The following is a 17,014-nucleotide window of genomic DNA, read 5'->3' on the forward strand; positions in this document are numbered from 1 at the left end:
GTCTAAAGTTTAAATTTGTTTGTTAATTAACTGAAAAATTGCTTCATCGTGATAGCGGTTATTGAGCAAAATCCAATCTTTTTTAATTCCTATTTTCTCAAAGCCAAATTTAGTAAAAAGAGCTATACTTGGTACATTTCCTACAGCAATATTTGCATACAATTGATGTAAATTTAAATTATGAAAGGAATACTTAATTAAAAGTTCTAATGCCTCAGATCCAATTTTATTGTTTCTATTTTCACCACTCTGAATAACGATTCCAACTCCTGCTCTGTTATTTTTTGGATCAAATTCAAATAAATCAATTAAACCAATCGCCGGAAAATCCTGATCCTGGCAAATTGCCAGACGAAGTTGTTTTGCTTCGTAAATATCCTGTTGTGCATTTTCGAGATATTGCCTAACCAAAAATCGACTATAAGGCGTTTGTGTGTTACTGACTTCCCAAATATTTTCATCATTCTCCATCGCATATACAAACTCTAAATCATTAGGTTCTAATGCTCGAAGATAAATATTTTCGCCTTTCAGTGTAATCATTGTTGATTATATATTTGTCTTCGACTTGTCTCAGACTGACATTATTGATTAAATTTCTATTGTTCCCTTAAAAACAAATTTTGCTGGTCCGGTTAAGAAAACATTCGTAAAATGATCTCCTAATTTATCAAAAGAAACGGTTAATTTTCCTCCTTCAACATTTAGGTTAATCGAAGTTTTATCTGTCTCACCAATAGCGTTCATAGCAATAGCTACTGCAGTTGCTCCAGTACCACAAGCCAGCGTTTCATCTTCTACTCCTCTTTCGTAGGTACGAAGTGAAAAAGTACTGTCATCGACTTTTTTTACAAAATTAATGTTACTTCCTTTTTCTCCATACAACTCCCCATAACGAATTGCGGCACCATTCTCTTTTACATTATAATGTTCTAAATCATCAACAATCTGAACATGATGTGGGGAACCTGTGTCTAAAAAAGTATAAGAACCTTTTTTTTGCACTTCATCAACGTCAATCATTTGTAACGAAATAATAGCATCATCACCAACAGAAGCATGATGTAAACCATCTGTTGCAATAAATGTAGCTTTGTTTTCAATTACACCCAATTGATTGGCAAATGCTACTAAACAACGACCTCCATTTCCGCACATTGAACTCTGATTTCCATCTGAATTATAATATACCATTCTAAAGTCAGTTTCAGTATCATTTTCTAACAAAATAAGTCCATCCGCTCCTATTCCGAATCGTCTGTCGCACAAACGTTCAATTAATTTCGTATCTTTCTTGGGGAAAAAATCTAAACGATTATCAATCATTACGAAATCGTTTCCTGTTCCTTGATATTTATAAAATTCTACTTGCATTTTTCTTGAATTGAGAAATACAAAAGTACGAACTATTAATGATATGTTAATCATTGTTAAACAGAGTTAAACGACTTTACTTCAGATTTTTTTTGATATAATTTTACATTAGATAACTTAAATATTGATCAACTATGAAACGATTTTCTACCCTATTTTTAGTATCACTTTTAAGTGGTGCTACTACACTTGGTGCATACAAGTTATTATTTGAAAATAACGACTCTGTTTTTGGTACAAAAAATCCAGTAGTAACTCTTGCTCCAAATTCTTTCTCAAAGCAAGTAGGATTGGCTGCGGAAACTGTTGATTTTACTGCAGCAGCAGATAAAACTATTCATACTGTAGTACACGTAAAAAATGTGTCTCGCAGAACCGTAACTAATCCGATGTTAGAATACTTTTATGGTTACGGAGGTCAACAAACACAAGAACAGGTAGGAACAGGATCCGGGGTTATTATTTCTGCAGATGGTTATATTGTAACCAATAATCACGTGATAAAAAATGCTACCGAAATTGAAATTACTTTAAACAATAAAAAATCATATACAGCAAAACTTATTGGAACTGATTCTAAAATGGATATTGCATTATTAAAAATCAATACCGATGAAAAATTACCTTATACTGTTTTTGCAAATTCTGATGCTGTAAAAGTTGGCGAATGGGTTCTGGCTGTTGGAAATCCGTACAACCTAACTTCGACTGTAACTGCCGGAATTGTTTCGGCGAAAGCCAGAAATTTGGACACAAACGGAATACAATCTTTTATTCAGACAGATGCTGCTGTAAACCCGGGCAATAGTGGAGGTGCATTGGTAAATACTCGTGGAGAATTAATTGGCATTAACACTATGATATCCTCCACAACAGGATCTTATGTAGGATACTCATTTGCAGTGCCATCAAATATTGCCAGAAAAATTATCGAAGATATCATGGAGTTTGGTAATGTACAAAGAGCGATACTGGGTGTCGAAGGTGGCGAACTTAATAATGCCGCGTCCAAAGAACTAGGTGTCTCTCAAACTCAGGGCTTTTATATCAATAAAGTAAATAAACAATCAGGAGCCGAAAAATCTGGTCTTCAAAAAGGAGATATTATCGTAAAATTAGATAATCGGGACATTGCTACTTATGCTGATTTTTCAGGATATATTAATACAAAAAGACCAAATGATGTCGTTCAGGTAACCTATATTCGTGATGGAAAAAACAAAGTAGTTCCTGTTACCTTGAGCAAAAATGAATTTTTTAGTACTGAATTTAAAGGAATCGAATTAGAAAATATAGATGCTACCGATAAAAAGAGATTCGGTCTAAACTATGGTGTAAAAATAAAAGCGCTGACAAACGAAAATCTCAAACAATATAATAATGAATTACAAGGCAATATTATTTTGAGTATTGACAATATAAAAGCAACAGATATCGAAACGGTTTCAAAACTTTTAGGCCAAAAAGACGAAAATCAAAGCATACGAATTGAAATGATTAATAAAAAAGGAGAGATCATCCGAGTTATCATCTAATTCTTTTTATTTCCCAAAACTAAGCCATTCTGAAAAATCAGGATGGCTTTTTTATTTCGTAGAGGTTTTTAAAAATAAATCACAAAATAGCTTACGAAATCGATTGAAATAAATACTTTTGCGCCAAATTCAAAAATATTCGTGTATTTATTTTTTCAATTTAATCAATTATGAGTAACAAATCTTTGTACCAAAAAGAGGTATCATTACAAGTCGACCGAAGAAGAGCTGGTGTCGAATTAATTAAAATCATAAGCGATTTATGGTATGACAAATCCATTGAAATGGTCTTATTCAAGAATCAATTATTGGATAAAAATGTCAGCGATATAATCAATTTGCATCAATATGCAGGTGAATTTGTGGGTAAACCTATCACCATTTTTGATTCAGTTGAAATCGCAAAAGTTATCTTAACCTTAGATCTTCCTCCTGCAAAATTAGATCTTGGAAAACTAACTTATGAATATCGTTTAGAAGATGAAAAATATCCTGATGCAAGATATTTTGTAATCGATAAATTAAAAAAGGCTAAATCATCAGAAGAAATTCAGCCAAAAGATGTTGTTTTATATGGTTTTGGTAGAATTGGCAGATTATTAGCCCGGGAATTAATGTCTAAAACTGGTAAAGGAAACCAATTGCGCTTAAGAGCGATTGTAACACGTGACAAGAACGACACATCAACTTTAGAGAAACGAGCTTCTCTTTTACGTTATGATTCTATTCATGGAGATTTTCAGGGATCTGTAATTGCTGATCCAAAAAATAATGCTTTGATTATAAACGGAACTACGGTACATATTATCACTGCAAATGCACCGGAAGAAATTGACTATACTCAATACGGAATCAATGATGCGTTGGTAATTGATAATACGGGAGCTTTTACAACTGAAGAAGCTTTAAAAAAGCATTTGACTTCACCAGGAACTAGCAAAGTTTTATTGACAGCTCCCGGAAAAGGAATACCTAATATTGTTCATGGTGTAAATCATAATGAATATAATCCTGACGAAATTGATATTTTCTCCGCCGCTTCCTGTACGACAAATGCCATAACTCCTGTCTTAAAAGCTATTGAAGATACTTTGGGAGTGGTAAAAGGCCATCTGGAAACTATTCATGCCTATACAAACGATCAGAATCTGGTTGATAATATGCATAAAAAATACCGTCGCGGAAGAGCTGCAGCTTTAAATATGGTTATTACCGAAACTGGTGCCGGAAGTGCTGTTGCGAAAGCTTTGCCCTCATTAGAAGGAAAATTGACTTCGAATGCTATTAGAGTTCCGGTTCCAAATGGATCTCTAGTTGTTTTGAATTTAGAAGTTAAAAAGGCAACTTCTATTGCTTCAATTAACAAAATCATGAAAAAATATGCTCTCGAAGGAGAATTAGTAGAGCAAATAAAATATTCATTAAATAATGAATTAGTTTCATCTGATATCGTTGGAACATCTGCTCCCTCTATTTATGACAGCAACGCCACAATTGTATCAAATGACGGAAAAAACATTGTGCTCTATATTTGGTACGATAACGAATACGGCTACAGTCATCAGGTTATTCGATTGGCCAAATACATTGCCAAAGTGAGACGTTTTACTTACTATTAATATAAAACCAAAACCACCCATTATTTTTAAAACCATCAGGCAGTGCTTGGTGGTTTTTGTTTGAATGAAAAAGAACACAATAGGAATAGTTTAGATTATATAGGCAGAACAGTTGTGCTCTTAACTTCTGAAATTACAAAAACAGTATTAATTAAAGACACCTCAGGTAATATTGATAATTTTTTTTGATGAAATTGATGGTAACTTTCCATATCTGGAATTATAATTTTAAGCATATAATCAAAGTTTCCGGATACGTAATTACATTCCACCACTTCAGGCAAATTCAAAATCGACTGATTAAATCCTTCTGAAGTATCATATGTTTGTTTCGTTAGCGTTACCTGACAATAAACCGTGAGATTATTGCCTAATTTTTTCTTGTTTAAAATTGAAACATACTTCTCAATAACACCTTCTTTTTCAAGCCGTTTAACCCGATCATGTACAGGTGTAAGAGACAGATTTATTTTGTTTGCAATATCTTTTAAAGTATAGTGCGCATTTTCTTGCAAAAGTCGTAGGATTTTTTTGTCAATTTCATCTAAAGCCATAACGAAAACGTTTTCTGTAATTAATAAAATTTAGTCATTTTTTCTTTTTGAGCAAGATAGTAGGCTCTCAAAAAGAATATTTTTCTGTAAAAGTATTAAATAAAATAATATTTTCTTATTTATAGGTGCTCAATCCATAATATATTCTCTATCTGTAGTTTTGTAAAAGAATTTCAATAAAAACGAAAAAATATAACAAAATGATAATAGGTGTTCCAAAAGAAATAAAAAATAACGAAAACCGTGTGGCTTTAACTCCCGCCGGAGTTTCTGAAATGAAAAAACACGGACATGCAGTTTATGTTCAGGCAACAGCTGGTCTAGGAAGTGGTTTTAGTGATGAGGAATATGCAAATGCCGGAGCGGTTGTTTTAGCCACTATTGAGGAAGTATATGCTATTGCTGAAATGATCATTAAAGTAAAAGAACCAATTGCATCTGAATATCCATTAATCAAAAAAGATCAATTATTATTTACTTACTTTCACTTTGCTTCATCAGAACCATTAACTCATGCTATGCTTGAGAAAGGTGCTGTATGTTTAGCTTATGAAACGGTTGAAAAAGCAGATCGCAGCTTACCATTATTAGTTCCAATGTCTGAAGTTGCCGGTCGTATGGCTATTCAGCAAGGAGCAAAATATCTTGAAAAACCATTAAAAGGAAGAGGAATTCTTTTGGGTGGAGTTCCAGGTGTACCTCCTGCTAAAGTTTTAGTTTTAGGTGGGGGAATCGTTGGAACTCAAGCTGCAAAAATGGCGGCTGGTTTAGGAGCTCAGGTAACTATTATGGATTTAAGTTTGCCTCGTTTACGTTATTTAGATGACATTATGCCTGCAAACGTGAGTACAGAAATGTCAAATCATTACAACATTACAAAAGCAATTGCTACAGCTGATTTAATTGTTGGAGCAGTTTTAATTCCAGGAGCAAAAGCGCCTCACTTAATTACTCGTGACATGCTTAAATTAATGCGCCCGGGAACTGTTGTTGTAGATGTTGCAGTTGACCAAGGTGGATGTATCGAAACTTGTACTCCTACAACTCACGAAAATCCAACTTTTATCATTGATGATATTGTTCACTACTGTGTAGCAAATATGCCAGGTGCTGTGCCTTACACATCTACTTTGGCTTTGACTAATGCAACTTTGCCTTACGCGGTGCAATTAGCAAATAAAGGCTGGGAAAAAGCTTGTAACGAAAATGAAGAATTGAAAAAAGGATTAAACATTGCTAACGGAAAAATTCTTTACAAAGGAGTTGCTGAAGCTTGGAACCTTCCTTTTAACGAAGAGTTAGTGTTAGCAAACGCATAGTGCTAACATTAAATAAGTGCTTACTAAACACTATTCAAAAGGCTTTTCTTAATTGAAAAGCCTTTTTTTTATCACATAAAAAAACCTGCCATTATATGACAGGTTTTATTTTGTATGCTAGAGAGAAACTATTTTTTCTCATCTAAAACTTCTTGCAACACTTTTGCTTCAGTTCCATTTGGGAAAGTTACTTTGATTTTTTGCGCAATTGTTGGCGCAATCTCAGTAATGGCTTTCTTATCATAAGATTCTCCTTTTTTAATATGCCATCCGTAAAAAATAGCTGGCACATGTGTATCATAAGAATAAGGCGTTCCGTGTGACGTTCCTGTAGTTGTGTACTCGATAACTCCGGGTTTATCAATAATTACCAAATCACCATTTTGGGTGACATCATAACCTTTCGCGACAAAATTCAAATAATAATCATTTCCTGCATTAGCTAAAATTTCTTCTTCAGTATATACTTTTTTAACTTGTGGCTGAGCTATTAAAAAATCCTTAAAAGCTTGTTTTACTTTTACTAAATCTAACTTTTTATCTTTAATAATTTGTTTATTGAAGAAAACATTAAAGTTTGAGTAGTTTAAGATTAAATCAACTCCAAATGTTTTAACAGAGAAATCCTGTAAACTTTTTTTAACTTCTTTTGAAGGATAATTATCTACATTATATTTATGATCTTTTAAATAAATCACATTTTCAGCTCCTGCATGATCAGCAGTTAGAAAAAGTAAATAATTTCCTTTCCCAACAGTTTTATCCAGATAATTTAAGAAATCTGCGATTGTTTGATCTAATCTCAAATAGGTATCCTGAAGTTCCATAGAACGTGGCCCAAGTAAGTGACCTACATAATCAGTAGAAGAGAAACTTACAGTTAAAAAGTCTGTAATATTATCCTTTCCTAATTCTTCTTTTTCAATAGCTTTCTTAGCAAATTCAGCCAGTAAGTCATTTCCAAAAGGAGTTGCTCTTAGAATTCCAGCATCATTCTTTTCATACATTGATTTTAAATCATACGGAAAAACAGGCGCTGCACTTCCGTACAATTTACCTTCATAAGGATTATCATCAGGTAAACTTTCGTTATATGTTGAAGCTGGTTTGTACAAATCCCATCCTTTGTTAATATATGGCATATAATGTTTCTCATTATTGAATTGAATAACCCACTCAGGTAATTTTTCTCCATAAAAAGTACTTGAAATAAAAGATCCGGTTTTACTGTACCAAAATGCCCAGTTTGCAAAGTGACCTGCCGGCAAAATTGCGCCACGATCTTTAAGGCTAATTCCAATTACTTTTCCTTGAAAATTGGTCGCCATTCTTACTTCGTCAGTAATAGTAGTACTTTGCAAATTTTTAGGAGACATAGCACCTTCTTCTGCTGTACCATCACCAACAGTTTTCACACCTGCATCATCCGTACAATACATTTGCTTTCCAAGTGTTCTGCTAAACCATTCATTACCTACAATTCCATGTGTAGCTGGCGTAGTTCCAGTATAAATTGATGCATGTCCCGGGGCTGTATAAGTTGGCATGTAATTATAATGCATATTCTGAAAAGTATATCCATTATTCATCAATCTCTTAAATCCGTTTGGTGAAAAATCATCTGAAAACCGATATAAATATTCCATTTTCATCTGATCTACTACAATCCCTACCACTAACTTAGGGCGTTGTTGAGCATTTAAATTTGAGAGAACAAACAATGTCAACAATACAATACTTTTTTTCATACTTAAATTATAATATTTAATACAAAAATACAGATTCACATTTAGATAGGCTAACACACCATAATTTAAAACTTAAAAATGAATATAATTTAACAGAAACTTTTACAGAAAATTATCCAATACTTGATTTTGGCGTTTCCCTTCGGGTCGGGCTGTACGCTAAATCTTTTGCGATAGAGATATTAGTTTGTTTCGCCAGAGGCTTGTAGTATCGCAAAAGGATATCGCTGCCATCCCTAACGCAATCTAAGATAAAGAGAAGTGTCATTTTTAAAATTCCAGATTCCAAAGTATCACGCCTTGTGCCTTTGTGAACTTTCCACCAACATTCAATTAAAAGATTTTTTAGTCCTTCTCTTTTAAAAAGCAAACTAGAAGCTATTTAAAAAAAAAATAAGAATCAATAAAAACAAAAAGAAAGACAACTTTCCACAATTGCATTTGGTCACAAAATATCATCGGATCCAGCTTTGCGAACTTAACAATTACAAACTTTCCTTGCGCACTTTGCGGTTAAACTACAAAGCATTATAAAACATTACCCCAGTATTTTGTAAAACAAAAAACCCTGTTTCGCTAGAAACAGGGTTTTCAAAAGAAAGGCGACGACATACTCTCCCACATAACTGCAGTACCATCTGCGCAGGCGGGCTTAACTACTCTGTTCGGGATGGGAAGAGGTGAGCCCCGCCGCAATAACCACCTTAAGGCCGTTTTGCAATGGGTAATTAGCTGTTGCTAATCAACATTACACAATATCTTAACATACTGAGATAAAGAAAAGTATTTTTATTTATTATTTTTAGAAAGTTTCTTCCTCCCGATCACTCGGGAGGAAAAGGGTGTACATAAGCTTACGGATTATTAGTACTACTCGACTATGACATTACTGCCTTTACATCTATAGCCTATCAACGTGGTCATCTCCCACGATCCTTAAAAGAAATCTCATCTTGTGGTGGGTTTCGCGCTTATATGCTTTCAGCGCTTATCCCTTCCAAACGTAGCTACTCTGCGATGCTCCTGGCGGAACAACAGATACACTAGAGGTTTGTCCAATTCGGTCCTCTCGTACTAGAATCAGATCCACTCAAATTTCTAACGCCCACAGTAGATAGAGACCGAACTGTCTCACGACGTTCTGAACCCAGCTCGCGTGCCACTTTAATGGGCGAACAGCCCAACCCTTGGGACCTTCTCCAGCCCCAGGATGTGACGAGCCGACATCGAGGTGCCAAACCCCCCCGTCGATATGAGCTCTTGGGGGAGATCAGCCTGTTATCCCCGGCGTACCTTTTATCCTTTGAGCGATGGCCCTTCCATGCGGAACCACCGGATCACTATGCTCTACTTTCGTACCTGATCGACCTGTATGTCTCTCAGTCAAGCTCCCTTATGCCATTGCACTCTACGCACGGTTACCAAGCGTACTGAGGGAACCTTTAGAAGCCTCCGTTACTCTTTTGGAGGCGACCACCCCAGTCAAACTACCCACCAAGCAATGTCCCCCGTAAAACGGGGTTAGGCCTCAGATAAACAAAGGGTTGTATTTCAACAATGACTCCACAACGCCTGGCGACGCCACTTCACAGTCTCCAACCTATCCTACACATCATTTATCCAAGGTCAATACTAAGCTATAGTAAAGGTGCACAGGGTCTTTTCGTCCCACTGCGGGTAAACGGCATCTTCACCGTTACTACAATTTCACCGAGCTCATGGCTGAGACAGTGTCCAGATCGTTACACCATTCGTGCAGGTCGGAACTTACCCGACAAGGAATTTCGCTACCTTAGGACCGTTATAGTTACGGCCGCCGTTTACTGGGGCTTCAATTCAATGCTTCTCCGAAGATAACATCTCCTCTTAACCTTCCAGCACCGGGCAGGTGTCAGGCCCTATACTTCATCTTACGATTTTGCAGAGCCCTGTGTTTTTGATAAACAGTCGCCTGGACCTCTTCACTGCGGCCCTGATTACTCAGGGCGACCCTTCTCCCGAAGTTACGGGTCTATTTTGCCTAATTCCTTAGCCATGAATCTCTCGAGCACCTTAGGATTCTCTCCTCAACTACCTGTGTCGGTTTACGGTACTGGTACTAATTACCTGAAGTTTAGAGGTTTTTCTTGGAAGCCCTTAGGCGCACTATCTCTTTGTCCGAAGACTCCGAGTACTATCGTATTTCCCCAAAACCCGTGGATTTGCCTGCGGGTCTTATAGGTAGGTACTTCAACGAACTATTCCGTCAGTTCGCGGCGCTTTCATCACTCCGTCACCCCATCACAGTAATTAGTAGTACGGGAATATTAACCCGTTAGCCATCGACTGTCCCTTTCGGGTTCGCCTTAGGACCAGACTAACCCACAGCTGATTAGCATAGCTGTGGAAACCTTAGTTTTTCGGTGTGCGGGTTTCTCGCCCGCATTATCGTTACTTATGCCTACATTTTCTTTTCTAACCAGTCCAGCATACCTTACGATACACCTTCAACCCTGTTAGAATGCTCCCCTACCACTTACAATTGCTTGTAAATCCATAGCTTCGGTAATATACTTATGCCCGATTATTATCCATGCTCGTCCGCTCGACTAGTGAGCTGTTACGCACTCTTTAAATGAATGGCTGCTTCCAAGCCAACATCCTAGCTGTCTGGGCAGACAAACCTCGTTCTTTCAACTTAGTATATATTTGGGGACCTTAGCTGATGGTCTGGGTTCTTTCCCTCTCGGACTTGGACCTTAGCACCCAAGCCCTCACTGTTAGTGAACATTATATAGCATTCGGAGTTTGTCAGGAATTGGTAGGCGGTGAAGCCCCCGCATCCAATCAGTAGCTCTACCTCTATATAACTTTATAACTAACGCTGCACCTAAATGCATTTCGGGGAGTACGAGCTATTTCCGAGTTTGATTGGCCTTTCACCCCTACCCACAGGTCATCCGAAGACTTTTCAACGTCAACCGGTTCGGTCCTCCACTGTGTGTTACCACAGCTTCAACCTGCCCATGGGTAGATCACACGGTTTCGCGTCTAACACTACTGACTAAAGCGCCCTATTCAGACTCGCTTTCGCTACGGATCCGTGGCTTAACCACTTAACCTTGCCAGCAACGTTAACTCGTAGGCTCATTATGCAAAAGGCACGCCGTCACCCCACGAAAGGGCTCCGACCGCTTGTAAGCGTATGGTTTCAGGATCTATTTCACTCCGTTATTCACGGTTCTTTTCACCTTTCCCTCACGGTACTGGTTCACTATCGGTCTCTCAGGAGTATTTAGCCTTAGCGGATGGTCCCGCCAAATTCAGACAGGGTTTCACGTGCCCCGCCCTACTCAGGATACCACTATCTATTATACTCGTTACCCATACGGGACTATCACCCTCTATGGTGTCACTTTCCAGTAACTTCCGGTTCCTTGTACATAAAATATCGTGGTCCTACAACCCCAATCTTGCCGTAACAACATTGGTTTGGGCTAATCCGCGTTCGCTCGCCACTACTTACGGAATCACTTTTGTTTTCTTCTCCTCCGCCTACTTAGATGTTTCAGTTCAGCGGGTTTGCCCACCTATCGGTGTACTATGTCTTCAACATAGTGGGTTGCCCCATTCAGGTATCTACGGATCAATCGGTGTGTGCCCGTCCCCGTAGCTTTTCGCAGCTTATCACGCCTTTCATCGCCTCTGAGAGCCAAGGCATCCCCCATACGCCCTTATTTTGCTTATTGTACCAATCATAAATTAATATGACCGTTTTTTTTTGTCTTTTACAATAAAATTGTAAAAAACGCTTTCTACTTTTTATTATTTTCTTATCTCAATATGTCAATGAACTTTTTCTTTTTCAGAATAAAGAACATAGAGAATAGATAATAGACCAAGTCTATATTCTTTTTTCTATATTCTATCTTCTTAAAGATAGTGGAGAATAACGGAGTCGAACCGTTGACCTCCTGCGTGCAAGGCAGGCGCTCTAGCCAGCTGAGCTAATCCCCCTTTTTAATTAAAAATTAAAAATCGTGAATTAAAAATTATGAACTATGTGATCCTTAATCTTTCAACTTCTAAAATTTCCTTCTTTTTAAGAGTAAAATAGTTGTCTCGGACAGACTCGAACTGTCGACCCCTACATTATCAGTGTAGTACTCTAACCAGCTGAGCTACGAGACACTCTTATTCTTAAAATTTATTATTTGAACTAACAGCAAGAGTAAAATAGTCTTAAAATCAAAACCTATAAAGCTTCTTCTTTTTTCCTCAGCGTGTTGATAAATCAACTAACACTTGAGGCTCTAGAAAGGAGGTGTTCCAGCCGCACCTTCCGGTACGGCTACCTTGTTACGACTTAGCCCTAGTTACCAGTTTTACCCTAGGCAGCTCCTTGCGGTCACCGACTTCAGGCACCCCCAGCTTCCATGGCTTGACGGGCGGTGTGTACAAGGCCCGGGAACGTATTCACCGGATCATGGCTGATATCCGATTACTAGCGATTCCAGCTTCACGGAGTCGAGTTGCAGACTCCGATCCGAACTGTGACCGGTTTTATAGATTCGCTCCTGGTCGCCCAGTGGCTGCTCTCTGTACCGGCCATTGTAGCACGTGTGTAGCCCAAGGCGTAAGGGCCGTGATGATTTGACGTCATCCCCACCTTCCTCACAGTTTGCACTGGCAGTCTTGTTAGAGTTCCCGACATGACTCGCTGGCAACTAACAACAGGGGTTGCGCTCGTTATAGGACTTAACCTGACACCTCACGGCACGAGCTGACGACAACCATGCAGCACCTTGTAAATTGTCTTGCGAAAGATCTGTTTCCAAACCGGTCAATCTACATTTAAGCCTTGGTAAGGTTCCTCGCGTATCATCGAATTAAACCACATGCTCCACCGCTTGTGCGGGCCCCCGTCAATTCCTTTGAGTTTCATTCTTGCGAACGTACTCCCCAGGTGGGATACTTATCACTTTCGCTTAGCCACTGAGATTGCTCCCAACAGCTAGTATCCATCGTTTACGGCGTGGACTACCAGGGTATCTAATCCTGTTCGCTACCCACGCTTTCGTCCATCAGCGTCAATCCATTAGTAGTAACCTGCCTTCGCAATTGGTATTCCATGTAATCTCTAAGCATTTCACCGCTACACTACATATTCTAGTTACTTCCTAATAATTCAAGTCTAACAGTATCAATGGCCGTTCCACCGTTGAGCGATGGGCTTTCACCACTGACTTATTAAACCGCCTACGGACCCTTTAAACCCAATGATTCCGGATAACGCTTGGATCCTCCGTATTACCGCGGCTGCTGGCACGGAGTTAGCCGATCCTTATTCTTACGATACCGTCAAGCTACTTCACGAAGTAGTGTTTCTTCTCGTATAAAAGCAGTTTACAATCCATAGGACCGTCATCCTGCACGCGGCATGGCTGGATCAGGCTTGCGCCCATTGTCCAATATTCCTCACTGCTGCCTCCCGTAGGAGTCTGGTCCGTGTCTCAGTACCAGTGTGGGGGATCTCCCTCTCAGGACCCCTACCCATCGTAGCCTTGGTAAGCCGTTACCTTACCAACTAGCTAATGGGACGCATGCTCATCTTTTACCGTTGTGACTTTAATTATAAAATGATGCCATTTCATAATACTATGAGGTATTAATCCAAATTTCTCTGGGCTATCCCTCTGTAAAAGGTAGATTGCATACGCGTTACGCACCCGTGCGCCGGTCTCTGCTTCCGAAGAAGCATACCCCTCGACTTGCATGTGTTAAGCCTGCCGCTAGCGTTCATCCTGAGCCAGGATCAAACTCTTCATCGTATATTGTTGATCTAATCACTTAGATCGTATTGTTATTCGAATCAGTCTCTATCGGTTCTTTTTCAATCTCTCGATTATCTTACTCTTTATTCTTTTGTTTTAACATCTCTGTTAAAACGGCTGTCAATTCAATATGTCTACGAACGTGTCTTCTTATTTTGTTTCGCTTGTTTCTCAAAGCGGGTGCAAAAGTAGAAATTTATTTTTAACTGGCAAGTAAATTTTGAAGTTTTTTTTTTTAGAAAATTTCTTTTCCTTTTCTTCTCATTTCCCAACCAATCTATCAATGAACTTCCGTTGTTTTGCGGGGTGCAAATGTAACATCTGTTTTCAAATCTCACAAGCTTTTCGAAATCTTTTTTAGAAAATAAATTTTCGTTTTGATCAGTAAGGCTTGTCAGTATTTCAGTGAACGTCTGTCGTTGTTGCGGGTGCAAAAGTAGGTGGTTTGTTTAGTAAAACAATACCTTTTTCAAAGTATTTTTAATCTTTTTCTTAAGTCGCTGGTTTGGTGTTTTTTACAATCCGATTTCTTTTTGAGTTTTCTCCAGATTAACTGGTTTATGCTGGTTTTACCGTAAAAGGCGCTGGTTTTGCCACGAAGACCCTAAGACGCAAAGCCTGCTTTTCCTTGTGTTTTCTGGTTTATCGGAATTCCGATTGCTATCTCTGATAAAACGTTAAGTTCTCTTTATACTTATTGCAAATGTTCTTCTCATGAAAACTACTGCCCTAGCCCCGATAGTAGTGGAAATCCTTGTGTCGGGGTTCGGCACAAAAGATTGGAACGGATAGCGGGAAATAACTCCTCATCTTTATTAAACCCCAAATTCTAAAAAAAACCAAAATCCCAAAAAAAACTATCGGGATCTTTCAGCCGGATAAAAACTACTCTTATATATAGGTAGTAAAAACAAACCCTACGTGTTTTGAAAACCTGTCGGATTGGGCGATGGAAATCCTACCTTATATAATACCCAAACATACCTTTGTATTAATGATCAAAACTAACTAACATATATATTATCGCATAAACATGTATATATATATTGTATGTGTTTTTGTAATGCTTTATATTTGCATTCACAAAATTATAAACAATGATTAAGATTACTTTACCCGACGGGTCAATTAGAGAGTTTGCTTCTGGCATAACTCCGATGGAGGTTGCTAAGAGCATTAGTGAAGGATTTGCAAGAAACGTGATTTCGGCATCTTTTAATGGTACAACAATAGAAACCGAAACTCCATTGACGACCGACGGTAGTCTTATTTTATATACATGGAATGATGCGGAAGGAAAAAAAGCTTTCTGGCACTCCACTTCGCACGTAATGGCGCAAGCGCTTGAAGAATTGTTTCCTGGAATCAAATTGACTCTTGGACCTGCAATCTCAAACGGTTTCTATTATGATGTAGATTTTGAAGACCAAAAGATCACTGATGCTGATTTTAAAAAGATTGAAGATCGCGTTCTTGAGATTTCAAGAGGGAAACATGAATTTAAAATGCGCCCTGTTAGTAAAGCAGATGCACTAGAACTATATAAGGACAACGTTTACAAGACTGAGTTGATTTCTAACCTTGAAGACGGAACTATTACGTTTTGTGATCACGCTACTTTTACTGATTTATGTAGAGGTGGACATATCCCAAATACCGGAATCATCAAGGCTTTTAAAATCATGAGTGTTGCCGGCGCTTATTGGAGAGGTGATGAAAAGAACAAACAGTTGACTCGTGTTTACGGAACTTCGTTCCCTAAACAAAAAGATTTAACTGAATATCTTGAACTTCTTGAGGAAGCTAAACGTCGTGATCACCGTAAATTAGGTAAAGAACTTGAATTATTTGCTTTTTCTCAAAAAGTTGGTGCTGGTTTACCTTTGTGGCTACCAAAAGGCGCTGCACTTAGAGATCGTTTGGAGCAATTTTTAAAGAAAGCACAAAAGAAAGCCGGATACGAACAAGTAGTTACTCCACATATTGGACAGAAAGAGCTTTATGTTACTTCTGGTCATTATGCAAAATATGGTGCCGATAGTTTTCAACCTATTCACACTCCTGCTGAAGGGGAAGAGTTTTTATTGAAACCTATGAACTGCCCTCATCACTGTGAAATCTATAATGTAAGACCTTGGTCTTATAAAGATTTACCTAAGCGTTATGCTGAATTTGGTACTGTTTACAGATATGAGCAATCTGGCGAATTGCATGGTTTAACTCGTGTTAGAGGATTTACCCAGGATGATGCACACATTTTTTGTACTCCTGAACAATTGGATGAAGAGTTTAAAAAAGTAATTGACCTGGTTCTTTATGTATTTGGTTCTTTAGGCTTTGAAAACTTTACTGCTCAAATTTCATTAAGAGATAAGGAAAACAGGGACAAATATATTGGTTCTGACGAGAACTGGGAGAAGGCAGAGAATGCAATTATTAATGCTGCAGCCGATAAAGGACTGAATACTGTTGTTGAATATGGCGAAGCTGCTTTTTACGGCCCTAAACTTGACTTTATGGTTAAGGATGCTTTAGGCAGACAATGGCAATTAGGGACTATTCAGGTGGATTATAATCTTCCTGAGCGTTTTGAATTGACTTATAAAGGTGCTGATAATGAATTACATCGCCCTGTTATGATTCACAGAGCTCCTTTTGGATCGATGGAACGTTTTATAGCAATTTTACTAGAACACACAGCAGGAAATTTCCCACTTTGGCTAATGCCGGAACAGGCTATAATCTTGTCTTTGAGCGAGAAATACGAAATATATGCTAAAAAAGTTTTAGATTTGCTAGAAAATCACGAAATTCGCGCCCTAATTGACAACCGAAGCGAGACTATTGGTAAGAAAATTAGAGATGCTGAAATGCAAAAAATACCGTTTATGCTTATTGTAGGTGAGGAAGAGGAGAAAAACGGAACTATTTCGATCCGTCGTCACGGTCAAGAAGGAAAAGGGAATATTACAGTTACAATTGATGAATTTGTCGCTATTGTAAACGAAGAAATAAAAAAGACATTAAAAGTTTTTACAGTTTAACTTAAATT

The 17,014-nt window shown here is 38.0% G+C and carries 8 protein-coding genes, 2 tRNA genes and 3 rRNA genes; 4 read left to right on the top strand and 9 right to left on the bottom strand.

The features are described from left to right. Positions 1-9: 9 nt before the first annotated feature. Entirely contained in the window at positions 10-543 is a 534-nt protein-coding gene (locus tag QLQ94_RS00065; protein WP_482498778.1) for a GNAT family N-acetyltransferase, read from the bottom strand. A gap of 48 nt (positions 544-591) precedes the next feature. Beyond that, a complete protein-coding gene (gene dapF, locus QLQ94_RS00070) occupies positions 592-1,374 on the bottom strand; it encodes a diaminopimelate epimerase (RefSeq protein ID WP_271334495.1) in 783 nt (260 codons plus the stop codon). Positions 1,375-1,508: 134 nt separating this feature from the next. Here dapF and QLQ94_RS00075 point away from each other — a divergent pair, with 134 nt between their 5' ends. After that, positions 1,509-2,909 (top strand): S1C family serine protease, encoded by a 1,401-nt coding sequence (locus QLQ94_RS00075; protein WP_427401662.1) that lies wholly within the window; start codon positions 1,509-1,511, stop codon positions 2,907-2,909. A 170-nt stretch (positions 2,910-3,079) separates the two neighbouring features. Next, entirely contained in the window at positions 3,080-4,528 is a 1,449-nt protein-coding gene (locus QLQ94_RS00080) for a glyceraldehyde-3-phosphate dehydrogenase (protein ID WP_271334490.1), read from the top strand. Between the two features lie 95 nt (positions 4,529-4,623). Here QLQ94_RS00080 and QLQ94_RS00085 read toward each other — a convergent pair whose 3' ends face one another. Continuing rightward, positions 4,624-5,082, bottom strand: a complete 459-nt coding sequence (locus QLQ94_RS00085; protein ID WP_072961962.1) for an Lrp/AsnC family transcriptional regulator — start codon at positions 5,080-5,082, stop codon at positions 4,624-4,626. A 200-nt stretch (positions 5,083-5,282) separates the two neighbouring features. On the opposite strand from QLQ94_RS00085, the gene ald reads away from it, so the two are divergent. Continuing rightward, positions 5,283-6,401 (top strand): alanine dehydrogenase, encoded by a 1,119-nt coding sequence (gene ald / locus QLQ94_RS00090; protein ID WP_271334491.1) that lies wholly within the window; start codon positions 5,283-5,285, stop codon positions 6,399-6,401. A 128-nt stretch (positions 6,402-6,529) separates the two neighbouring features. Here ald and pafA read toward each other — a convergent pair whose 3' ends face one another. The 6 genes from pafA to QLQ94_RS00120 all read right to left on the bottom strand — a co-directional run bounded on the left by pafA (position 6,530) and on the right by QLQ94_RS00120 (position 13,959). Further along, positions 6,530-8,149 carry an alkaline phosphatase PafA gene (pafA, locus tag QLQ94_RS00095; RefSeq protein WP_427401660.1) on the bottom strand — a complete coding sequence of 540 codons (1,620 nt, stop codon included), beginning with the start codon at positions 8,147-8,149 and terminating at the stop codon, positions 6,530-6,532. A gap of 597 nt (positions 8,150-8,746) precedes the next feature. After that, positions 8,747-8,856 (bottom strand): 5S ribosomal RNA (gene rrf, locus QLQ94_RS00100). Between the two features lie 137 nt (positions 8,857-8,993). Further along, a 23S ribosomal RNA gene (locus QLQ94_RS00105) occupies positions 8,994-11,877 on the bottom strand. Positions 11,878-12,071: 194 nt separating this feature from the next. Beyond that, positions 12,072-12,145, bottom strand: a tRNA-Ala gene (locus QLQ94_RS00110). Positions 12,146-12,245: 100 nt separating this feature from the next. After that, a tRNA-Ile gene (locus QLQ94_RS00115) sits at positions 12,246-12,319 on the bottom strand. A gap of 126 nt (positions 12,320-12,445) precedes the next feature. Beyond that, positions 12,446-13,959: ribosomal RNA gene (locus QLQ94_RS00120) — 16S ribosomal RNA — on the bottom strand. Together the 16S, 23S and 5S rRNA genes with 2 tRNA genes alongside form the textbook arrangement of a ribosomal RNA operon. 1,100 nt (positions 13,960-15,059) lie before the next feature. Between QLQ94_RS00120 and thrS the strand changes: the two genes are divergently transcribed. Further along, entirely contained in the window at positions 15,060-17,006 is a 1,947-nt protein-coding gene (thrS, locus tag QLQ94_RS00125; protein WP_427403017.1) for a threonine--tRNA ligase, read from the top strand. The last annotated feature ends 8 nt before the right edge of the window (positions 17,007-17,014 follow it).

It is taken from the genome of Flavobacterium sp. B114r (assembly GCF_056824125.1).